Annotated in this window: 18 protein-coding genes; 14 read left to right on the top strand and 4 right to left on the bottom strand. The window is 71.8% G+C overall.

All coding sequences use genetic code 11. The annotated features are described in order from the left end of the window. Positions 1 to 28: 28 nt before the first annotated feature. From ACZ7GZ_RS16905 to ACZ7GZ_RS16875, 7 genes are all read left to right on the top strand, one after another. Positions 29 to 1,393 (top strand): pyridoxal phosphate-dependent decarboxylase family protein, encoded by a 1,365-nt coding sequence (locus ACZ7GZ_RS16905; RefSeq protein ID WP_471024784.1) that lies wholly within the window; start codon positions 29 to 31, stop codon positions 1,391 to 1,393. Between the two features lie 158 nt (positions 1,394 to 1,551). Beyond that, complete coding sequence (locus ACZ7GZ_RS16900) at positions 1,552 to 2,358, top strand: acetoacetate decarboxylase family protein (protein ID WP_471024783.1); 807 nt, start codon at positions 1,552 to 1,554, stop codon at positions 2,356 to 2,358. Positions 2,359 to 2,378: 20 nt separating this feature from the next. Beyond that, positions 2,379 to 3,869 (top strand): aldehyde dehydrogenase, encoded by a 1,491-nt coding sequence (locus ACZ7GZ_RS16895; RefSeq protein WP_471024782.1) that lies wholly within the window; start codon positions 2,379 to 2,381, stop codon positions 3,867 to 3,869. Then, positions 3,866 to 4,579, top strand: coding sequence for a gamma-glutamyl-gamma-aminobutyrate hydrolase family protein (locus ACZ7GZ_RS16890; RefSeq protein WP_471024780.1), 714 nt, complete (start codon positions 3,866 to 3,868; stop codon positions 4,577 to 4,579). Before ACZ7GZ_RS16895 ends, ACZ7GZ_RS16890 begins: the two co-directional genes overlap by 4 nt. Positions 4,580 to 4,837: 258 nt before the next feature. Next, positions 4,838 to 6,367 carry a tRNA (N6-isopentenyl adenosine(37)-C2)-methylthiotransferase MiaB gene (gene miaB / locus ACZ7GZ_RS16885; RefSeq protein WP_471024779.1) on the top strand — a complete coding sequence of 510 codons (1,530 nt, stop codon included), beginning with the start codon at positions 4,838 to 4,840 and terminating at the stop codon, positions 6,365 to 6,367. A 57-nt stretch (positions 6,368 to 6,424) separates the two neighbouring features. After that, on the top strand, positions 6,425 to 6,712 hold the full coding sequence (locus ACZ7GZ_RS16880) for a hypothetical protein (protein WP_471024777.1): 288 nt from the start codon (positions 6,425 to 6,427) through the stop codon (positions 6,710 to 6,712). Positions 6,713 to 6,770: 58 nt separating this feature from the next. Then, entirely contained in the window at positions 6,771 to 7,484 is a 714-nt protein-coding gene (locus tag ACZ7GZ_RS16875; RefSeq protein ID WP_471024775.1) for a class III extradiol dioxygenase subunit B-like domain-containing protein, read from the top strand. Between the two features lie 301 nt (positions 7,485 to 7,785). Here the strand turns inward: ACZ7GZ_RS16875 and ACZ7GZ_RS16870 are convergent, their stop codons facing one another. Further along, positions 7,786 to 8,616 carry a dienelactone hydrolase family protein gene (locus ACZ7GZ_RS16870; RefSeq protein WP_471024773.1) on the bottom strand — a complete coding sequence of 277 codons (831 nt, stop codon included), beginning with the start codon at positions 8,614 to 8,616 and terminating at the stop codon, positions 7,786 to 7,788. A 145-nt stretch (positions 8,617 to 8,761) separates the two neighbouring features. On the opposite strand from ACZ7GZ_RS16870, the gene ACZ7GZ_RS16865 reads away from it, so the two are divergent. Next, positions 8,762 to 9,868: a GlxA family transcriptional regulator gene (locus ACZ7GZ_RS16865; protein WP_471024772.1), complete on the top strand. Its 1,107-nt coding sequence runs from the start codon at positions 8,762 to 8,764 to the stop codon at positions 9,866 to 9,868. A gap of 106 nt (positions 9,869 to 9,974) precedes the next feature. Here the strand turns inward: ACZ7GZ_RS16865 and ACZ7GZ_RS16860 are convergent, their stop codons facing one another. Further along, entirely contained in the window at positions 9,975 to 10,259 is a 285-nt protein-coding gene (locus ACZ7GZ_RS16860) for an antitoxin (protein ID WP_471024770.1), read from the bottom strand. Between the two features lie 23 nt (positions 10,260 to 10,282). Further along, on the bottom strand, positions 10,283 to 10,576 hold the full coding sequence (locus tag ACZ7GZ_RS16855; RefSeq protein ID WP_471024768.1) for a hypothetical protein: 294 nt from the start codon (positions 10,574 to 10,576) through the stop codon (positions 10,283 to 10,285). A gap of 183 nt (positions 10,577 to 10,759) precedes the next feature. Between ACZ7GZ_RS16855 and miaA the strand changes: the two genes are divergently transcribed. From miaA to hflX, 6 genes are all read left to right on the top strand, one after another. Next, on the top strand, positions 10,760 to 11,698 hold the full coding sequence (gene miaA / locus ACZ7GZ_RS16850) for a tRNA (adenosine(37)-N6)-dimethylallyltransferase MiaA (protein WP_471024766.1): 939 nt from the start codon (positions 10,760 to 10,762) through the stop codon (positions 11,696 to 11,698). 107 nt (positions 11,699 to 11,805) lie between these two features. Next, positions 11,806 to 12,510 (top strand): hypothetical protein, encoded by a 705-nt coding sequence (locus ACZ7GZ_RS16845; protein WP_471024878.1) that lies wholly within the window; start codon positions 11,806 to 11,808, stop codon positions 12,508 to 12,510. 46 nt (positions 12,511 to 12,556) lie between these two features. Then, positions 12,557 to 13,426, top strand: a complete 870-nt coding sequence (dapF, locus tag ACZ7GZ_RS16840) for a diaminopimelate epimerase (protein WP_471024764.1) — start codon at positions 12,557 to 12,559, stop codon at positions 13,424 to 13,426. A gap of 284 nt (positions 13,427 to 13,710) precedes the next feature. Further along, positions 13,711 to 16,011, top strand: coding sequence for a RelA/SpoT family protein (locus ACZ7GZ_RS16835; protein ID WP_471024763.1), 2,301 nt, complete (start codon positions 13,711 to 13,713; stop codon positions 16,009 to 16,011). A gap of 220 nt (positions 16,012 to 16,231) precedes the next feature. Then, positions 16,232 to 17,881: a M1 family metallopeptidase gene (locus ACZ7GZ_RS16830; RefSeq protein ID WP_471024761.1), complete on the top strand. Its 1,650-nt coding sequence runs from the start codon at positions 16,232 to 16,234 to the stop codon at positions 17,879 to 17,881. Between the two features lie 157 nt (positions 17,882 to 18,038). Next, positions 18,039 to 19,529, top strand: coding sequence for a GTPase HflX (gene hflX / locus ACZ7GZ_RS16825; protein ID WP_471024759.1), 1,491 nt, complete (start codon positions 18,039 to 18,041; stop codon positions 19,527 to 19,529). Between the two features lie 75 nt (positions 19,530 to 19,604). On the opposite strand, the gene ACZ7GZ_RS16820 is transcribed toward hflX, so the two are convergent. Then, on the bottom strand, positions 19,605 to 20,828 hold the full coding sequence (locus ACZ7GZ_RS16820; RefSeq protein ID WP_471024758.1) for a trypsin-like serine peptidase: 1,224 nt from the start codon (positions 20,826 to 20,828) through the stop codon (positions 19,605 to 19,607). Between the last annotated feature and the right edge of the window lie 124 nt (positions 20,829 to 20,952).

Genomic DNA, 20,952 nt, shown 5'->3' with positions numbered 1-20,952 from the left:
ATACACCAGATCGAGGAAGAGGGACGGAATGGATCTGAACAAGTGGCTGGCTTCGGCGGTCGCGTCGAACGCCGAGTGGGCGAAGACCTTCGGACCCTTCGACCCGCACCCGGCACTGGTCGTCGACGACAACCGGTTCGCCACCGCGTTCGAGGTCTTCACCGAGCGGCTGAAGGACAACTACCCCTTCTTCCACCCCCGCTACGCGGGCCAGATGCTCAAGCCGCCCCACCCGGCAGCGGTCGTGGGCTACCTGACCGCGATGCTGATCAACCCGAACAACCACGCCCTGGACGGTGGTCCGGCCACCGCCGCGATGGAGCGGGAGGTGGTCCAGCAGCTAGCCACGATGTTCGGCTACGACACCCACCTGGGGCACCTGACCACCAGCGGCACCATCGCCAACCTCGAGGCGCTGTTCGTGGCGCGTGAGCTGCACCCGGGCAAGGGCGTCGCGTACAGCACCGAGGCCCACTACACGCACGGCCGGATGTGCGGGGTTCTCGGGGTGGAAGGCTTCCCCGTCCCCACCGACGACCTCGGCCGCATGGACCTCGACGCGCTGGAGGAGCTGCTGCGCGGCGGCCGGGTCGGCACGGTGGTGCTCACCGCCGGTACGACCGGGCTCGGCGCCGTCGAGCCGGTCCACGAGGCGCTGGCGCTGCGTGAGCGTTACGGTGTGCGGATCCACGTCGATGCCGCCTACGGCGGATTCTTCGCCCTGCTGGCCGGCGCGGACGGCCCCGAGGGCCTGCCGGCCGAGCCCTGGCAGGCCGTCGCCCAGGCCGACTCCATCGTGGTCGACCCGCACAAGCACGGCCTGCAGCCCTACGGCTGTGGCGCGGTCCTGTTCCGCGACCCCTCGGTCGGCCGGTTCTACCTGCACGACTCGCCGTACACGTACTTCACCTCCGAGGAACTGCACCTGGGCGAGATCAGCCTGGAATGCTCCCGGGCGGGTGCGGCGGCCGCCGCGCTGTGGCTCACCTTCCAGTTGCTGCCGCCCACCCGTGAGGGCCTGGGCCAGGTGCTGGCGGCCGGCCGGCGGGCGGCGCTGCGCTGGGCGGAACTGATCGAGGGTTCCGAGCACCTCGAGCTCTACCAGCCGCCGCACCTCGACATCGTCAGCTACTTCCCGCTGACCGCGGGCACCGCCCTTTCACAGATCGACGCGGCCAGCAACCGGATCCTGCAGGAAGGGATGACCGACACCCAGGACCCGGTCTTCCTCAGCACCCTCCGCGTGGGCGCCGAGCGCTTCACCAACCGCCACCCGAAGATCACCGCCGACGCCGACGGCGCGCGCATTCTGCGCAGCGTGCTGATGAAGCCCGAATCCGAGACCTACGTCGAGCACCTGCACCAGCGGCTGGAGCAGCTCGCCCGCTCCTGACCGCCCCGTGCGTCACCGGTTCACCGGGGCCCGGCCGACGGTGATCCGGAAGCGGGGCGGTCGATTCGAACCTCACGCGACGGCGCACCTCTCCCCGCCCGCCGCGTCTGTCGCAGACGGCGTATCCGCCCCTGCTGATCTCTCTGGAGCGTGATGGCATGGCCCGCGTCCGTGGCTACTTCCACCCCAGGACGGCGACGGGTGCCTCGTCGCTGATTCCCTCCCCACCGTGGCACTACTCCGGCGACCTCCTCACCGTCGAGTACCGCACCGACCCGGCCCGGGTGCGCGAACTGTTGCCCGAGCCGCTGGAACTCGCCGACGAGGACCCCGGCGCGGTCGCGCTGATCTGGGCCGACTGGCAGTCGTGTTCGGCATCCGGCGCCGAGCTGCTGGATCCGGTGCGCGCCCAGTACAAGGAGGCGTTCGCCGTCGTCCGTTGCCAGTACAAGGGCCAGACCTACACCCGCTGCGTGTACATCTGGGTCGACAAGGACTTCGCCATAGCCCGCGGACTGCATCAGGGCTACCCCAAGAAGCTCGGCTCGATCCACCAGAGCCGCCCGCACCCCTACGGGCCGGCACCCCGGATCGAGGCCGGGGCACGGTTCGGCGCGACCCTCGCCGCCGCCGACCGGCGCCTGGCCCAGGCCGTGGTGACCCTGCGCGAGCCGGCGGAGACGAACGGGTTCGTCAACGCCCACCCGATGGCCCACCACCGCTGGCTGCCCTCGATCGAGAAGGGGAAGGGCCTCGCACTCGACGAGCTGATCGAGTCCGGCGCCGCCTCCGTCGAGGGCGGTCGGCCCTGGGTCGGCGACGCCGAACTGGAACTGTTCGAGTCCCCCACCGAGGAACTGGCCCGGCTGGAGATCCTCGAGCCGATCGCCGCTTACTACCGGCAGGTCGGCGTGGTGTGGGACGGCGGCCGGCTGCTCGAATCCGGCACTTCGGGCGCCGAGTGAGAGGCCGTCCGGAGACCTCCATGCACACCGTCACCCATGAGGAACTGCTGACCCGGGCCGAAAAGCTCCACCTGCCCACCCAGCACCACATCGGCGGCCGGGCCGAAAGCGGCAGCGGCGCAACGTTCCCCGTCGTCGCCCCCCGCGACGGACGGATCCTCACCCACATCGCCGACGCGCGAGAGGCCGAGGTCGAACTCGCGGTCGCGGCCGCACGCCGTGCCTTCGACTCCGGCCCCTGGCCGCGCATGGCGCCCGCCGACCGGGGCCGGATCCTGTTGCGGATCGCCGGCCTCCTCGAAGAACGACGCGAGGAAGTCGCCCTCACGATCAGCCTGGAGATGGGCAAACCGATCACCGAGGCGCACGACATCGAACTGCGTGCTGCGATCAACACCTTCCGCTGGTACGGGCAACTGGCCGACAAGCTCACCGACGCATCCCCGCACACCGCACCCGACACCCTGGCCCTCGTCACACGGGAGCCGGCCGGCGTGGTCGGCGCGGTCGTGCCGTGGAACTTCCCGCTCACCCTGGCCGGCTGGAAAGTCGCCCCGGCCCTCGCCGCGGGCTGCGCCGTCGTCCTGAAGCCGTCCGAATCGTCCCCGCTGTCGGCCCTGTTGCTGGGCCGCATCGCCACCGACGCCGGCCTCCCTCCAGGTGTCCTCAACGTCGTCACCGGTGACGGCCCGACGGCAGGCCGGGCCATCGGCCTGCACCCGGACGTCGACGTCGTGGCCTTCACCGGCTCCACCGCCGTCGGCCGCCATTTCCTGCGCTACGCCGCCGACTCGAACCTCAAACGCGTCTGGCTGGAGCTCGGGGGCAAGTCGCCCAACATCATCCTTCCCGACGCCCCCGACCTCGAGAAGGCCGCCGCCACCGCCGCCTGGGGCATCTTCTTCAACCAGGGCGAGATGTGCACCGCCCCCTCCCGGCTCCTCGTGCACTCCTCCGTCGCCGAGCAGGTCACCGAGGCCGTCGTCCGGCGGGCGCGGGAACTGAAGGTCGGCGACCCGCTGGACCCGGCGACGGAGATGGGCGCCCTCGTCTCGGAAGACCACCTGGAGCGCGTCCTCGACCACATCGCCACCGGCCGGTCGGAGGGCGCCCGACTGCGCACCGGTGGGGACCGCACCGTGACCGCCACCGGCGGCAGCTTCCTCCAGCCCACCGTCTTCGACCGGGTCGACCCCGGCATGCGGCTGGCCCGTGACGAGATCTTCGGCCCCGTCCTGTCCGTCCTCACCTTCGACGACCTCGAGGAGGCCGTACGCCTCGCCAACGCGACCGAGTACGGCCTCGCCGCCGGCCTGTGGACCTCCGACCTCTCCACCGCCCACAAGGTCTCCCGCGTCCTGAAGGCCGGGACGGTCTGGGTCAACTGCTATGAGGAAGGTGACCTGACGGTGCCCTTCGGCGGCATGAAGCAGTCCGGCAACGGACGCGACAAGTCCGTCCACGCCCTCGAGAAGTACACCGAACTCAAGACCACCTGGATCCAGCTGTGACGCGCCCGCTCATAGCCATCCCGGCCCGCTTCTCCGCCACCACCTCCGCGCTGCGGTACGCCGCCGAGGTCAACGCCCGCGCCCTCGTCGAGGCCGTCTGGCGGGCCGGTGGCGAACCGGTGAGCATCCATCCATCGGACCCCACCCCTACCGACGTCGCCACCCGGCTCGCCCGCTTCGACGGCGTCCTGCTCCCCGGCGGCGGCGACATCGCCCCGCACCGCTACGGCGCAACCGACCGCCACGACAGCGTCTACGACGTCGACCACCTCCAGGACGCCTTCGACCTCGAAGTCGCCCACCAGGCACTGGAGACGGGGATCCCGCTGCTGGCGATCTGCCGGGGCCTCCAAGTCGTCAACGTCGCCCTCGGCGGCACCCTCCACCAGGACATGGGCGGCCCCGACCACGAGCATCGCCATCTGCTGCACCCGGTGACCATCCGCCCAGGAACGCGGACGGCACACGCAGTGGGTGCCGAAAAGGCCGAAGTATCCTGCTACCACCACCAGCGGGTCGAGCGCCTGGGCAACGGCCTGACCGTGACAGCCACCGCCGAGGACGGCACGATCGAAGCCCTCGAAATACCCACCGCAAGAGGCTGGTTCAGCGCCGTGCAGTGGCACCCGGAGGACACCGCGCACAGTGACCCCGCCCAGCAGAACCTGTTCGACACTCTGGTACGCATGTCCATGGCCGTCTCCTGCTGAGCAGCCCGGACGGCACACCAGCGACTCCCGGTCCGACCCTGTCGATCGCGATCCGCAAGGCAGACCGTTGTCATCGCCATGTCCTGCGGATGCAAGTGAAGTGACGCTTGACCTGCGGCTTTGCCGCAAAGGTCCCCTCGTACACCTTTCCGATGACGCATCGTGCGAAGAGAGTCGCAGATTGTGGAACCGGTCGATGAACTGCTGCGGACACGAGGGCCACGGCAGCGGTCTCCGGGGACCGCCTACCCTTGAGCCATGACCAGCAGCAGCGACCGGAGCCAGACCGTGGACCTTCGTTCATCTATGACGTATGAGATCCGCACCTACGGGTGCCAGATGAACGTCCACGATTCCGAACGGTTGGCCGGGCTGCTCGAAGACGCCGGGTACGTGCGGGCCCCCGAGGGGTCGGACGGGGACGCGGACGTGGTCGTGTTCAACACGTGCGCCGTCCGCGAGAACGCCGACAACCGGCTGTACGGCAACCTCGGCCGGCTCGCGCCGAGGAAGGCCTCGCGGCCCGGCATGCAGATCGCGGTCGGCGGCTGCCTCGCGCAGAAGGACCGCGACACCATCGTGAAGAAGGCGCCCTGGGTGGACGTCGTCTTCGGCACGCACAACATCGGCAAGCTGCCGGTCCTGCTGGAGCGCGCCCGCGTGCAGGAGGAGGCGCAGGTCGAGATCGCCGAATCCCTGGAGGCCTTCCCGTCCACCCTGCCGACCCGGCGCGAGAGCGCCTACGCGGCCTGGGTGTCGATCTCCGTCGGCTGCAACAACACCTGCACCTTCTGTATCGTCCCGGCCCTGCGCGGCAAGGAGAAGGACCGCCGCCCCGGCGACATCCTCGCCGAGGTCGAGGCGCTGGTCACCGAGGGTGTCTCCGAGATCACGCTGCTCGGCCAGAACGTCAACGCCTACGGCTCCGACATCGGCGACCGCGAGGCCTTCAGCAAGCTGCTGCGCGCCTGCGGCACCATCGAGGGCCTGGAGCGCGTCCGCTTCACCTCCCCGCACCCGCGCGACTTCACCGACGACGTCATCGCCGCCATGGCCGAGACCCCGAACGTCATGCCGCAGCTGCACATGCCGCTGCAGTCCGGTTCGGACACGGTCCTGAAGGCGATGCGCCGGTCGTACCGGCAGGAGCGCTACCTCGGGATCATCGAGAAGGTGCGCGCCGCCATCCCGCACGCCGCGATCACCACGGACATCATCGTGGGCTTCCCCGGCGAGACCGAGGAGGACTTCGAGCAGACCCTGCACGTCGTCCGCGAGGCGCGGTTCGCGCAGGCCTTCACCTTCCAGTACTCCAAGCGGCCCGGCACCCCGGCCGCGATCATGGAGGACCAGATCCCCAAGGAGGTCGTCCAGGCGCGCTACGAGCGGCTGGTCGCCCTCCAGGAGGAGATCTCCTGGGAGGAGAACAAGAAGCAGGTCGGCCGCACGCTGGAGCTGATGGTCGCCGAGGGCGAGGGCCGCAAGGACGGCGCCACGCACCGCCTGTCCGGCCGCGCCCCCGACAACCGGCTCGTCCACTTCACCAAGCCGGAGCAGGAGGTCCGCCCCGGTGACGTGGTCACGGTCGAGGTGACGTACGCCGCCCCGCACCACCTCCTCGCCGAGGGCGCCGTACTCGACGTGCGCCGCACGCGCGCGGGAGACGCCTGGGAGAAGCGCAACGCCGCCGAGGCCGCCAAGCCGGCCGGTGTCATGCTGGGCCTGCCGAAGGTCGGCGTACCGGCCCCGCTGCCGGTCGCCACGGGGTCCGGCTGCGGCTGCGACTGACCCGGCCCGGCCTGGCTACTTGTCGACAATGTGTACACGGGGGACGGGGACGAGCTGATGCCTCGATGGGCGCTGCTGCTGGACAAACCGCCTGGCGAGGGGCCGTACCGCAGGCAGTACGAGCTGATGGCCACGATCGACGGCACGCGCGAGGAGGCCGAGGCGCGGTTCGGGGAGCTGGTACGCCTGTACCAGCCCCGGCACCCGCGGTATCCGCTGCGGATGCGCCGGTACCGCACCGGTGACGGCTGGATGCTCGCCGGGGACGGTTCGTCCGGCGGGGTGTTCACGTACCACTTCCTGTTCACCGAGCTGGAGTGGGACTCGGGACCGATCACCTACTGACCGCCGGAGCACCGTACGGTCAGGGCGCCGGACCGCCTGACCGCGTACCCTGCCGATCATGCTTGTCGCCGCCGCAGTCTGTCCCTGCCCTGCGCTGCTCGTACCCGAGGTCGCGGCAGGTGCCGCACCCGAGATGGACGCCGCGCGGTCGGCCTGCGCCGACGCGCTCGGTGTGCTCGCGGCCGCCCGCCCGGACCTCCTGGTGGTGGTCGGGCCCGCCGAGCAGAGCGGGCGGGGCTCGTTTCCGCAGGGTGCCCGGGGGTCCTTCCGCGGGTTCGGGGTCGATCTGGACGTACAGCTCGGGTCCGGGACGGAAACCGTCGGCGAGCGCGAGCTGCCGCCTTCGCTGGCCGTCGGCGCGTGGCTGCTGCAGCGGACCGGGTGGGCGGATGCCCCGATCGAGGGACTCGGTGTCGGGGAACTGCTCGCGCCTGAGCGGTGTATCGAAGTCGGAAGGGAGATCGGCGCCCGGGCCGGGCGCGTGGCGCTGCTGGTGATGGGAGACGCCAGTGCGTGCCGCACGGTCAAGGCGCCGGGTTACCTGGACGAGCGGGCCGCACCCTTCGACGCGGAGGTCGCGCGGGCGCTGGGTGCGGCGGACGTGGCGGCCGTCCGGGCGCTGCACGTCGAGCTGGCGCACGAACTGAAGGCCTCCGGCCGGGCCCCCTGGCAGGTCCTGGCCGGCGCCGCCGAGGGCGCGGACCTCGCCGGCGCGCTGCTGTACGAGGATGCGCCGTACGGCGTCGGGTATGTGGTGGCGACTTGGTCCTAGTGTCTGAAACGAACGACGACGCACGTGGCGAAACGTGAACTCAAGACCGGATCACTGGCGGCTTCCCGTCGGCGACCTGCCCTGGCGGGGTTCGTCGTGGCCACCTGGTCTGGCGGCGCTCGTGGCGGCGATCTGGCACTGCCCGGGCATGGGGCGGCGGCCCGGCCCCGGCGGCGCCCGCCGTGTCGGCCACTCGGCCCTGGAGCCGGACGAGCGTCGTGTCGGTCCTTGGCCGAGCCGGGGCGAGGGTGCCGGCGAGGGTGATGACGGCGAGGCAGCGGCCCGGCGGGCCAGGGCCCGGTCAGGCGGATGGCAGCGGTCGGTTCCCGTGCGGGTGCAGGCGGCCGGTGAGGAAGGCGAGGATCTCGTCGCGGGCCCGGACCGTGGGATGGCCGGCCTCGTCGACGAGATGGGCGGTGACGACGCTGTGCGGGGTGCCGACCAGGTCGGCGAAGAAGGGCGGCGGCGCCGGGTTGGCGGCGCTGTCCGGCAGGACGCGCCCGTCGAAGGCGTCGCCGAGCAGCGCGCGGTAGGCGGCGAACCGCTGCCCGGTGCACCAGCGGTCGCCCTCGAAGCGGTAGGCGAGGACGGTGAGTCCGTCGCGGTCGAGCCGGTCGCGCACCGCGCGCGCGTCCGCCGCGTCGAGTTCGAGTCCGCCGGGGTCGTCGAGCGGCAGTGACGGGTGGTTGACCACCGGGGCGATCACCGCCGGCTCCAGGGCCATGGTGAGGGCGAAGTTGCCGGTGAAGCACAGGCCGACCGCACCCACCCCCGGCCCACCGCACGCGGCGTGGGCCTGGCGCGCCAAGCCGCGCAGCCAGACCGTGACCGGGCTGGTGCCGCCCCCGGCGAAGGCGCGGAACTCCGCGCTGACACAGGCGCGGCGGACGACCTCCCGGCCTCCGTCGACCGTGGGGAAGGCACCGTCCGTCCCGAACAGGGAGGGCACATGGACGGTGAAGCCCGCGTCCCGCACCCAGCGCGCGAGCCGCAGGACGTCGGGACTGATGCCCGGCATCTCGGGCAGCACCACGACCGCGGGCCCGGCCCCGGCCACGTACACCGTCTTCGCCACCCCCTCCACGGCCACACTCCGGCGGGTGAAGTCGGTGATCGGATCGTCGTCGCTCATGGGGCCAGCCTGGTCCCGGGGCCGGCCGCCGGGTGAGGGGCGGCATCGCCAAGGCCAGGGGTAATCTCGCCACCGGCGAGAGAGGCGAACGGTACGCGGTCGCGATCCGGGGCCGGGGCGGGGACACCAGGGGGTACGGGGAGCGATGGCGGAGGCGGCGCGGCAGGCCGAGGACGGCGCGGGTCCGGGCGCCGGACCGGGTGCGCTGCGGGTCGGGGTCCTGGCGTACCCGGACTGCTTCGCGTCCGAAGTGTTCGGCGTCCCCGACCTGCTGACGATGGCCGGGCACGTCGCCGGACCGGACGCGCCCGGCTACCGGGTGTCGGTCGTCTCGCCCCGCCGCCGGGTCACCGCCTCGGGCGGCGCGAGCCTGGACGTGCGTCCCTTGCGCGAGGTCGACGTCCTCGTGGTCCCCGGCTTCGAACTGCGCCCGGACACGGACCTCGACGCGCGGCTCGCCCGGCTCGCCCCCGAGATCGCGGCGATCCGCGCGCAGGCCGCCGCCGGCACCGCCGTCGTCTCCCTCTGCGTCGGCGCGTTCCTGCTCGCCGAGGCGGGGCTCCTCGACCGGCGCCGGGCCACCACCTCCTGGCTGCACGCCGGCGAACTGGCCAGGCGCTGCCCGGACGCCGACGTGCGGCCCGAGCACCTGGTCGTCACCGACACGGGGGTGACGACCACGGCCGCCTTCAGCGCCATGTACGACTTCGCGCTGGACCTGATCCGCCGGCACGACGGCACCCGGGTGGCCCGCACCACCGCACGGTTGGCGCTCGTCGACGACGCGCGGACCTCCCAGACCCCGTACGTCGACCCGCGGCTCCTTCCGCAGCCCGGCCGGGAGTTCTCCCAGCGGATCATGCGGCGGCTCGACCAGAACCTCGCCGAGCGATACGACCTCGCCGCGCTCGCCGACGCCTTCCGGGTCAGCACCCGCACGCTGCTGCGCCGCTTCGCCGAAGAAACCGGACGCAGCCCGCTGGCCCATCTGCAGGCCTCCCGGGTCCGCCGCGCCCGCCACCTTCTGGAGACCACCGACCGCACCGTCGCCGCCGTCGCCGCGGCCGTCGGCTACCAGGACCCCGGCACCTTCGCCGCCCTCTTCGCCCGCCACACCGGCCACCGCCCGAGCGCCTACCGGGCCGCCTTCCGCCGCACGGCCCGGGCGTCCGCCCCGGACGGATCGCCCGCCGGGCCGCCGACGGCACCGTCGACCGCCTCCTGGCCACAGCCCGGACGCGGGCGCGGGTGACTGGCTGATCGCGGTCACCTCCGCGCACGCGCGAAACGTCGGACGGCCGGGAGCGCCGTTGTGCTCCACGACCGTCCGCCGATCCACATGCCCTTCAGCAGGAGACTCAGGAAGCCGGCGGCGGGCCCTCCGGACGGGCGGGGGGCGTGCGATCGCCGGTGACCGTCTGCGGGCCGGGACCTTCCTTGTGCGCGAGGCGGTCCATCGCCTCCCTGGCCTTGCCGGTGCCCGCGTGGATCCTGTCGCTGTACTTGTGCTTGGTCCGCTCGTCCACGACCTTCGCGGCCTTGTCGATGCCGTGCTGGACCTTGTCCCCGTGCTGCCGGGCGAGGTCCGACACCTTGTCCCGGGCCGGGCCGAGCCTGGCCTTCATGTTGTCCATCAGACCCATGGTCCACCTTCCCTCGCGGGCCGTTACCTGCGGGCGCCCTCGCCGGCCTCGTTGTCGGCGGCTTCCTCGGCGGACTGCTGCTTGGGGATGCCGGAGCCGTCGGACGCGTCGTCCGCACCGGCGTCCGACTCGGCCGCCGCGTCCTCGCTCCCGTCCCCGGACGAACCCTTCGCCTCCGCCGATCCGGCCGCCTCCGCCTCCGCCGACTCCGCTTCCGCCACCTCGGCCCCTGCCGACTCCGCGCCTGCCTCCGCCTCGGCGACCGACGCCTCCGGAGTCACCTTCGACCTGCCGAGGAGTCGTGCAAAAACGCCCATATCCACTCCATACGGTACTCGTGCGGGCGAATTCCCGCGTTACCCGGTGCGTACGGTTGCGCCGCCCAGGTCACCGCCTCCGGCGAACCGGAAGGCGGTATCTCGCCACGGGCAACGACCGGCGACCCCACCCGTCACGTAACTCGTTCGAGGCACCGCCTGGAGGTTTGCGAGACTGGTGCGGTGAGCAGTGCACTCCCCAGCCCCCGCGTCATCGCCATCGTCGGACCCACCGCGGCCGGAAAGTCCGATCTGGGCGTCTTCCTGGCACAACAGCTCGGCGGGGAGGTCGTCAACGCCGACTCCATGCAGCTGTACCGAGGGATGGACATCGGCACCGCCAAGCTGACGCCCGAGGAGCGCGGCGGCATCCCGCACCACCTGCTGGACATCTGGGACGTGACGGTCACCGCCTCCGTCGCCGAATACCAGAAGCTGGCCCGCGCCCGGATCGACGCACTGCTCGCCGAGGGCCGCTGGCCGATCCTGGTCGGCGGCTCCGGCCTGTACGTCCGCGGGGCCGTGGACAACCTGGAGTTCCCCGGCACCGACCCCCAGGTCCGCGCCCGCCTGGAGGAGGAGCTGGCCCTGCGCGGCTCGGGCGCTCTGCACGCCCGCCTGGCCGCCGCCGACCCGGAGGCCGCCCGCGCGATCCTGCCGAGCAACGGCCGCCGTATCGTGCGGGCGCTGGAGGTGATCGAGATCACCGGCCGGCCCTTCACCGCGAACCTGCCGGGTCACGACTCCGTCTACGACACCGTCCAGATCGGCGTCGACGTGGCCCGGCCGGAACTGGACGAGCGCATCGCGCACCGCGTCGACCGGATGTGGGAGGCGGGCCTCGTGGACGAGGTGCGCGCACTGGAGGCGCAGGGGCTGCGCGAGGGGCGCACGGCGTCGCGTGCGCTGGGTTACCAGCAGGTGCTCGCGGCGCTCGCCGGGGAGTGCACCGAAGTGGAAGCGCGGGCCGAGACCGTCCGTGCGACCAAGCGCTTCGCGCGCCGCCAGGATTCATGGTTCAGGCGCGATCCGCGGGTGCACTGGTTGAGTGGGGCCGTGGCGGATCGCCGGGAACTTCCGCAGCAGGCCCTGGCGTTGGTCGAACGACCGGTTACAGCCTGATCACGTCATGGCATCGGGATGCGCCGCCGGTCATCGCGGCCTTCGGGGCCGTGCCATCATCGAGCTTCGATCGACCAAGTGGAGCCTAGTTGGGAGGGCGCGTGGCGATGGAGGCCGGCCCTCGCGACACCGCACAAAGTGCCGAGCACGTCACCACCGAGGGTGACGAACCGGACCCGGCCCAGGGCCGTGCGACCGGGGACCGCCCGGGTGGGAACCGACGGGCCGACGGCCGTCCGAACGGAGACCGCCTCGGTGAGGAGCGGCCGGCCGAAGGCCGTCACGCGCAGGGCGGGCCGGCCGAGGAGCGGCTCACCGCGAGCCGGTCGGCCGGAGACCGGCTCACCGACAGCCGACCGGCCGGGGACGCCCTCGCCCTTGCCGATACCCGGCTGACGGACGACGGCCCCGACGAGACGCCGGACGGTGTGACCGACGACGGGCCGGAGCCCGAGGAGATGTACCCGGGCGGTCCGGAGGTCGAGGTCGAGCTGCGCCCGCAGCGCCGGCTGCGCCTCTGGCAGCTCGCCCCCATTGTGGGTCTGTCCGCCGTCGGCTCCCTGATGTTCGCCTTCCCGCTCGCCTTCGACTTCGGCGACAGCGGCGCCGTCATCGCCATGCTCGGCCTGCTGATCTGCTCCTGCGCCGCCGGCTGGGCCATGATGGCCGCCCGCAAGGTGGGCTACACCTGGCCCGGCCTGCCGGCACGGGGCTCGGACCGCCGCCCCGACTGGCGGGTCGTACTCGGGTACGTACTCCTGGTGGCCGTGGTGGTGCTACTCGCCGTCTGGCGAGTAGCACGGTTGCGCTGAACCTCCTTCGGTCAACCCGAGCGGAGTGAACCCGTACGATCGAGGAATGAGCACACGGATCGCCTTCCTCAAGGGGCACGGCACCGAAAACGACTTCGTGATCGTCCCGGACCCGGAGAACGCCCTCGACCTGAGCCCGGCCGCCGTCGCCGCCCTGTGCGACCGCCGGGCCGGAATCGGAGGCGACGGGGTGCTGCATGTGGTGCGCTCGGCCGCGCACCCGGAGGCCGGGTCGATGGCGGCCGAGGCCGAGTGGTTCATGGACTACCGCAACGGCGACGGTTCGGTCGCCGAGATGTGCGGCAACGGAGTCCGTGTGTTCGCGCGCTACCTCCAGCACGCGGGACATGTGGGCGAGGGTGACCTCACGATCGCCACGCGCGCGGGCGTGAAGACCGTCCACCTCGCGAAGGACGGAGACGTCACCGTCGGCATGGGCAGTGCCCGCCTGCCGGAGGGCGACGTCACGGTGAGCGTCGGCGAGCACAGCTGGCCCGCGCGCAACGTGAACATGGGCAACCCGCACGCGGTCGCCTTCGTCGACGACCTCGCGCACGCCGGCGACCTGTACGACCCGCCGCCGTTCAGCCCGGCCGCCGCCTACCCGGACGGGGTCAACGTCGAGTTCGTCGTCGACCGGGGCCCCCGTCACGTCGCCATGCGGGTGCACGAGCGCGGCTCCGGCGAGACCCGCTCGTGCGGCACGGGCGCGTGCGCCGTCGCCGTGGCCGCCGCCCGGCGCGACGGCGCCGACCCGGCCGTCACCGGCACCCCGGCCACGTACACCGTCGACCTGCCCGGCGGTCGCCTGGTCATCACCGAGCGGCCCGACGGCCAGATCGAGATGACCGGACCCGCCGTGATCGTCGCCGAGGGCGAGATCGACGGCGAATGGCTGGAAAACGCGCTTCGCTGACCCGGCGTAAGCACGAGGAAGACGCTCCCCGGCTCCCGGATCAGCGGTTTCCCGTGACCGGCGGTGTTCCCAACAGCGGGCGATCCAAGGGCGGATGGCGCAAACCCTAAACCTCCTTTCCATCGCTCGAATGGGTGATCCGTTTCACGCTCGCCGAGAGGCGGTCGGTCGCACGTGGTGGGCTCGGTAGCATCAAGCACCGGCACGGACGGGGGGACGTCGCCATCCCTGAGCCGCGTACGCCCTGGGGCCCCCGTCCGCCGGTCCACGAGCCGGAGGTGCCCATGAGTGCGGAGGCCACGAACCCTGCGACCCCTGGCCCGGTAACGCCCACAGCATCCGCGGCGGCCACCGCCCCCGCGATGCCCAGGGCGGACCGCAGGAAGTCGCGGCCACGGCTCGATCTGCGAAGGCTGGGCCGGGCCGCGCTGCTCGGCCCCGCCGTCCGCGGCAAGCTGCCCGACGCGATCGGCCACGTCGTGGAGGCGCACCGCGCCCATTACCCCGATGCGGACCTCGACCCGCTGCGCCGCGCCTACGTCCTCGCGGAGTCCTCGCACCGCGGCCAGATGCGCAAGAGCGGTGAACCGTACATCACCCACCCGCTCGCCGTGACCCTGATCCTCGCGGAACTCGGCGCCGAGACCACGACCTTGACGGCCTCCCTGCTCCACGACACCGTCGAGGACACCGACGTGACGCTGGATCAGGTGCGGGAACAGTTCGGCGAGGAGGTTCGTTATCTCGTCGACGGCGTCACGAAACTGGAGAAGGTCGACTACGGAGCCGCCGCCGAGCCGGAGACCTTCCGCAAGATGCTGGTCGCCACCGGCAGCGACGTGCGCGTGATGTCGATCAAACTCGCCGACCGCCTGCACAACATGCGCACCCTCGGCGTGATGCGCCCCGAGAAGCAGGCGCGGATCGCCAAGGTCACCCGCGACGTCCTCATCCCGCTCGCCGAACGCCTCGGCGTGCAGGCCCTGAAGACGGAGATGGAGGACCTGGTCTTCGCCATCCTGCACCCCGAGGAGTACGAGCACACCCGGGAACTGATCGCCGGGAACGCCGCCCGCCCGGACGACCCGCTCGCCGAGGTCGCCGACGAGATGCGCGGGGTGCTGCGCGAGGCCGGCCTCCAGGCCGAAGTCCTCATCCGTCCCCGGCACTTCGTCTCCGTCCATCGCGTGGCCCGCAAACGCGGACGGCTGCGCGGCACCGACTTCGGCCGCCTGCTGGTGCTGGTGGGAGAGGACGCGGACTGCTACGGCGTCCTCGGCGAACTGCACACCTGTATGACGCCGGTCGTCTCGGAGTTCAAGGACTTCATCGCCGTACCGAAGTTCAACCTGTACCAGTCGCTGCACACCGCCGTCGCCCGCCAGGACGGCCAGGTCGTCGAAGTCCTCATCCGCACCCACCAGATGCACAAGGTCGCCGAGGCCGGCGTCGTCGCCCTCGGCAACCCGTACGCCCCCGCCTCCGACGCCCCCGCCTCCGACGCTTCCGCCTCCGACGTCCCCGCCGACGGTGAGCGTGCCGACCCCACCCGCCCCGGCTGGCTCTCCCGCCTCCTCGACTGGCAGCGGGCCGCACCCGATCCCGACACCTTCTGGTCCACGCTGCGCGAGGACCTCGCCCAGGACCGCGAGATCACCGTCTTCCGCCCCGACGGCGGCACGCTCGGCCTGCCCGAGGGCGCCACCTGCGTCGACGCCGCCTACGCCCAGTACGGCGAGGACGCGCACGCCTGCATCGGCGCCCGTGTCAACGGCCGCCTGGCCACCCTCAGCACCGTCCTGCGGGACGGCGACACCGTCCAGCTCCTCATGGGCCAGGACCCGGCCTCCGAGCCCTCCCGTGAATGGCTGGAGCACGCCCACACCCCGGCCGCCCGCATCGCCATCCAGCGCTGGCTGGCCACGCACCCCGGCGGCGGCACCGGGACGGACGAGACGACCGGCGCACGCGCCGAACCCGCCGAGGACACCGCCGCACCTCACCCCACGCATGCCGCCGCTCCCGCCGACGGCACCGCCCCACCTCGCCCTGCCGCCACTCCCGCCGGCGGCACCACCCCGTTCGGCCCGGCCGCTGCCCCCGCCGGGGGAGCTCCGGCGTCCCGACCCCGGCGCGCCGACGTGCTCGCGGACCGGCCCGGGGCCGCCGTGCGGCTCGCCGGGTGCTGTACGCCCGTGCCCCCGGACGAGATCACCGGCTTCGCGGTACGCGGGGGAGTGGTGACCGTGCACCGGGTGGAGTGTGCCGCGGTGGCGCACATGACGAGCCGGGGGCGCACGGAGATCGGCGTGCGCTGGGGGGACACCACCGAGTGCCGGGTCACGCTGGTCGCTGAATCGTTCGGCCGTCCCCATCTGCTCGCCGACCTGACCGAGGCGATCGCTTCGGCGGGCGTCGACATCGTCTCCGCCACCGTCGAACCGCCCAGCCAGCAACGGGTACGGCACACCTACACCCTCCAGCTCCCCGACGCGGCCCACCTGCCGGCCCTGATGCGCGCCATGCGGGACGTCCCCGGCGTCTACGACGTGGCCCGCGCCCAGCACCAGGCCCCGACCCCCTGACCGACGCCGGAGCGTGACGAACGGACGCCAGGCGTGACGGGGGCGCCGGTCCGGCGGTCACGCACCCCGCGGCAGGAGGGCGACACCGGTTGACGCGGCTCCCACCCCGCGATCGGAACGCCGCCGGGCTGTGGACAGAAGGCATTCGGACGGGACCCGTTCGGGTGGGTCGGGCGCGCGTCGCCGTCGCAGCGCCGGAGCGCACTGGTAGCGGTGGTGCATGCCGCTCACCCCACGCTTCAACCGCCGCGCCCGCTCCCAGTCGCGGATTCAGTCCCGTGTCTGCGGGCACCGCAAGGCGGCCCTGCTCGCCTCCGCCGTCTCCGTCTGTCTCCTCGCCGCCGGGACCCCGGCCAAGCCCCTCGGCGTCGGCGACCGGCTCTACCCGTACCTGGGCAATCCCGGCTACGACGTGACGTCGTACGACCTGTCGCTCACCTATCCCGGGACCAACGACAAGCCACTCCAGGCCGTCACCACCATCGACGCCTGGACCACCGCCGACCTGGACCGGATCAACCTCGACTTCGCGCACGGCACCGTGCGGTCCGTCGAGGTCGACGGACGTCCCGCGGGCTTCACCGGCGCGGGCGAGGACCTGGTCGTCACCCCGGACCACCCCCTCTCCGAGGGCAGCTGGACCAGGATCACGGTCAAGCACACCAGCGATCCCGCCGCGACCAAGGACCAGGAGGGCGGCTGGGTGCGCACCTCCGACGGCCTCGCCATGGCCAACCAGGCCGACGCCGCACACCTGGTCTTCCCGTGCAACGACCATCCGTCCGACAAGGCGATGTTCACCTTCCACGTCACCGCCCCGAACGGCTACACCGTCGTCGCCAACGGCCTGCCCGCCGGTGTGCACCGGGCCGGCCGCACCACCACCTGGACCTACCGCACCCGCCATCCCATGGCCACCGAACTCGCCCAGGTGTCCATCGGCCGGTCCACCGTGCTGCACCGCGAGGGACCGCACGGGCTGCCGATCCGTGACGTCGTGCCCAGCGCCGACGCCAAGGCCCTCGAACCGTGGCTCGCCAAGACGCCCGACCAGATCGCCTGGCTCGAGGGCAAGGTCGGCCCGTACCCGTTCGAGACCTATGGCGTGCTCATGGCGCAGGCATCCACCGGCTTCGAACTCGAGACACAGACCCTGTCGCTCTTCGAGAAGAACCTGTTCACCGAGTCCTCCCTGCCCCAGTGGTACAAGGAGTCGATCATGGTGCACGAGTTGTCGCACCAGTGGTTCGGCGACAGTGTCAGCCCCCGCACCTGGTCCGACGTCTGGCTGAACGAGGGGCACGCCACCTGGTACGAGGCGCTGTACGCCGAGGAGACCGCGCACCGGTCACTGGCGAACCGCATGAAGGCCGCGTACGCCGCCTCCGACAGCTGGCGCACGGCCGGCGGCCCGCCCGGCCTGCCCAAGCCGCCCAACCCCGGCCAGAAGATCGGCATTTTCCGGCCCAACATCTACGACGGCGCGGCGCTCGTCCTCTACGCCCTGCGGCAGGAGATCGGCCGGACGGCCTTCGAGCGGCTGGAGCGGGAATGGGCCCGCGCGCACCGGGACTCGACGGCCGCCACCGCCGACTTCCTCCGGCTGGCCTCGACGGTCTCCGGCCGTGACCTGAGCGGCTTCTTCAAGGCCTGGCTGTACGGCGAGAAGACCCCGCCGATGCCCGGCCACCCGGACTGGAAGGCGTCGGACCCCGCCAAGTCGGGCAAGCCGGACCGGAAGGCGTCGGGCCCCGCCAAGACACCGAAGGCGCACGGGAAGGCATCGGGGCAGGCCAAGGCGCCGCAGTCCCGGAACCCGTCGGGGCCGGTCAGGTCGCCGAAGCCGGCCGAGGCGCGGACCGGGCGATAACACGGTGACGAGACGTGCCGCCTCGTGCGACCATCTTCGGGTCGGCGCGAGACGGGACACGGGAATCTCCCGGGGTACTCGCGCGTTGACCCAAGCAGCGGTCCCTCAGGACCGCCGTACCGACGCCGAAACGGCATCCCATCGACGTAAGGATCCAATGACCTCCTCTTCTTCCCCTTCCCAGGACACCAAGCGCCTCGCGCACGCCTATCCCGAGGGCCTTCGGGCCGATGCCCTGATGGAAGAGGACGTCGCCTGGAGCCACGAGATCGACGGCGAGCGGGACGGAGACCAGTTCGACCGCTCGGAGCGCGCGGCCCTGCGCCGCGTGGTGGGCCTGTCCACCGAGCTGGAGGACGTCACCGAGGTCGAGTACCGACAGCTCCGCCTGGAGCGGGTCGTGCTCGTCGGGGTGTGGACCACGGGCACCGCCCAGGACGCCGACAACTCCCTCGCGGAGCTGGCCGCCCTCGCGGAGACCGCCGGCGCGCTGGTCCTCGACGGCCTCATCCAGCGCCGCGACAAGCCCGACGCGGCCACGTACATCGGCTCCGGCAAGGCCCAGGAGCTGCGGGACATCGTTCTCGAAACGGGCGCGGACACGGTCGTCTGCGACGGTGAGCTGAGCCCGGGCCAGCTGATCCAGCTGGAGGACGTCGTCAAGGTCAAGGTCATCGACCGTACGGCCCTGATCCTGGACATCTTTGCCCAGCACGCCAAGTCCCGAGAGGGCAAGGCGCAGGTCGCGCTCGCGCAGATGCAGTACATGCTGCCGCGGCTGCGAGGCTGGGGTCAGTCGCTGTCCCGGCAGATGGGTGGCGGTCGCGGTGGCCTCGCCACGCGTGGCCCCGGTGAGACCAAGATCGAGACGGACCGGCGACGGATCCGCGAGAAGATGGCGAAGATGCGCCGGGAGATCGCGGAGATGAAGACCGGCCGCGAGATCAAGCGCCAGGAGCGCCGGCGCAACAAGGTGCCGTCCGTCGCCATCGCGGGCTACACCAACGCCGGCAAGTCCTCCCTGCTCAACCGCCTCACGGGCGCCGGCGTCCTGGTCGAGAACGCCCTGTTCGCGACCCTGGACCCGACCGTCCGCCGGGCGGAGACCCCGAGCGGGCGGCTGTACACCCTGGCGGACACCGTCGGCTTCGTCCGGCACCTGCCGCACCACCTGGTCGAGGCGTTCCGCTCCACCATGGAGGAGGTCGGCGACTCCGACCTGATCCTGCACGTGGTGGACGGCTCGCACCCGAACCCGGAGGAGCAGCTCGCCGCCGTGCGCGAGGTGATCCGGGACGTCGGCGCCACCGACGTGCCCGAGATCGTCGTGATCAACAAGGCGGACGCTGCCGACCCGCTGGTCCTGCAGCGGCTGCTCAGGGTCGAGAAGCGCTCGATCGCCGTCTCGGCCCGCACCGGCCGGGGCATCGACGAGCTGCTCGCCCTGATCGACAACGATCTGCCGCGCCCGTCGGTCGAGATCGAGGTGCTCGTGCCCTACACGCACGGCAAGCTCGTCGCCCGCGCCCACACCGAGGGCGAGGTGATCTCCGAGGAGCACACCGCGGAGGGCACCCTGCTCAAGGTCCGGGTCCACGAGGAACTGGCGGCGGACCTGGCACCGTACGCACCCGTCTCGTCGGCCTGACCCACGGCTGGACGAAAGGCCCGCTCCCTGTACTCAGGGAGCGGGCCTTTCTGCGCCCGGTCAGGGGCGCGGTCCTTACTGGCCGGCGAACTTCCTGCTCACCGACTCGTACACGCCCTTGGCCACGGACCCGAACCGAGGACCGGCGAGCCAGCCCGAAGTCACCGGACCGATGGACGTGTTGGACACCAGCGCCGGCTTGCCGTCGGAACCGGTCTCCACCCAGCCGCCACCGGAGGATCCCGCGGTCATCGTGCAGCCGATCCGGTACATCGTCGGGTCCGCCTGGGCGAGGGACAGCCGGCCCGGCTTGTCCGTGCACTGGTAGAGCAGCTGACCGTCGAACGGAGCCGCCTCCGGGTAGCCGGACGCGGTGAGGCTCTTCACCTTCGGCACCGCCGGAGCGTTGAAGTTCACCGGCAGCGCTCCCCCGACCGTCTCCTCCAGCGACTTGCCGCCGTTGCCCTGCTCCGGCGTCACATGGATCACGGCGTAGTCGTAGGAGGCACCGTTGCCGCCCGTCTCACCGCCCTGGTCGATCCACTGCTGCGAGGTCTTCGCCGCGTCCGCCCACCAGACGCCGTACGGGGCGATCTCCGACCTGCTGGCGTTCTGCAGCTGGGCGACCGACTTGCCGGAGTTGTTGTACGACGGCACGAAGGCCATGTTGCGGTACCAGCCGCCGTTCTTGCCGGCGTGCACACAGTGACCCGCCGTCCAGACGAGATTCGACTTGCCCGGGTGCGCGGGGTCCGTCACGACCGTTCCCGAGCACACCATGTGCCCCTCGGGGGAGTCGAAGAACACCTTGCCGGAGGTGGCCGCGTTGGTGTGGTAAGGCGGCGCCACCGCCTGGGCCTTCACGGGCTGCGGGGTCGGGTCCGTCACGCCCTGGTCACCGGAGATGTCGTTGTCGTCGACACCCTTGTTGGGGTCGTTGGCGTGGCGCATCCGGTCCGGGTCCCACAGGCCCTTGATGATCGGGTTGATGAAGTCGTTGGCCTCGCGCAGCCAGTCCTGCTTGTTCCAGTTCTTCCAGGCGCCGTTCTTCCACTTGTCGATGTCGATCCCGTGCTCCTTGAGCCTCTTCCTGAGGTCGTCCGGGATCTTGATCTTTCCGTCGCCGATGCCGGCCGCGGTCGCGGAGGCGGTCGGAGTGCCGCCGGCGTTGTCGTCGCCGTTGCAGGCGGTGGCGGTCAGCGCCAGCGCCGAGGCGAGGGCGACCGCCGCCAGCGCGGGGGAGGTGCGGCGGGGACCCCTCCCTCGCCGAACGGTGAACGACGGCCGTATGGATCGCATGCTTGTGACTCCCCCTGTGATGAAGGTATGTGGCGCTTCGGACGTGACATCGGCCGTGAACTCACGGGGAGTTCACGCCGGTCCCACGACCGTCCGGGAACGGCATCACACACTATGCGCTCGC

It is taken from the genome of Streptomyces sp. NPDC037288 (assembly GCF_055603265.1).
The sequence above is the reverse complement of the archived record's forward strand: the minus strand, read 5'-3'. Positions and strand labels throughout refer to the sequence as shown.

Coding starts and splice junctions, on each gene's coding strand:
- ACZ7GZ_RS16820 (WP_471024758.1), bottom strand. CDS start 20,828: ATGCGATCCATACGGCCGTCGTTCACCGTTCGGCGAGGGAGGGGTCCC.
- ACZ7GZ_RS16830 (WP_471024761.1), top strand. CDS start 16,232: ATGCCGCTCACCCCACGCTTCAACCGCCGCGCCCGCTCCCAGTCGCGG.
- ACZ7GZ_RS16845 (WP_471024878.1), top strand. CDS start 11,806: ATGGAGGCCGGCCCTCGCGACACCGCACAAAGTGCCGAGCACGTCACC.
- ACZ7GZ_RS16900 (WP_471024783.1), top strand. CDS start 1,552: ATGGCCCGCGTCCGTGGCTACTTCCACCCCAGGACGGCGACGGGTGCC.
- ACZ7GZ_RS16865 (WP_471024772.1), top strand. CDS start 8,762: ATGGCGGAGGCGGCGCGGCAGGCCGAGGACGGCGCGGGTCCGGGCGCC.
- ACZ7GZ_RS16835 (WP_471024763.1), top strand. CDS start 13,711: ATGAGTGCGGAGGCCACGAACCCTGCGACCCCTGGCCCGGTAACGCCC.
- ACZ7GZ_RS16855 (WP_471024768.1), bottom strand. CDS start 10,576: ATGGGCGTTTTTGCACGACTCCTCGGCAGGTCGAAGGTGACTCCGGAG.
- hflX (WP_471024759.1), top strand. CDS start 18,039: ATGACCTCCTCTTCTTCCCCTTCCCAGGACACCAAGCGCCTCGCGCAC.
- ACZ7GZ_RS16870 (WP_471024773.1), bottom strand. CDS start 8,616: ATGAGCGACGACGATCCGATCACCGACTTCACCCGCCGGAGTGTGGCC.
- miaB (WP_471024779.1), top strand. CDS start 4,838: ATGACCAGCAGCAGCGACCGGAGCCAGACCGTGGACCTTCGTTCATCT.
- ACZ7GZ_RS16905 (WP_471024784.1), top strand. CDS start 29: ATGGATCTGAACAAGTGGCTGGCTTCGGCGGTCGCGTCGAACGCCGAG.
- ACZ7GZ_RS16875 (WP_471024775.1), top strand. CDS start 6,771: ATGCTTGTCGCCGCCGCAGTCTGTCCCTGCCCTGCGCTGCTCGTACCC.
- dapF (WP_471024764.1), top strand. CDS start 12,557: ATGAGCACACGGATCGCCTTCCTCAAGGGGCACGGCACCGAAAACGAC.
- ACZ7GZ_RS16895 (WP_471024782.1), top strand. CDS start 2,379: ATGCACACCGTCACCCATGAGGAACTGCTGACCCGGGCCGAAAAGCTC.
- ACZ7GZ_RS16880 (WP_471024777.1), top strand. CDS start 6,425: ATGCCTCGATGGGCGCTGCTGCTGGACAAACCGCCTGGCGAGGGGCCG.
- ACZ7GZ_RS16860 (WP_471024770.1), bottom strand. CDS start 10,259: ATGGGTCTGATGGACAACATGAAGGCCAGGCTCGGCCCGGCCCGGGAC.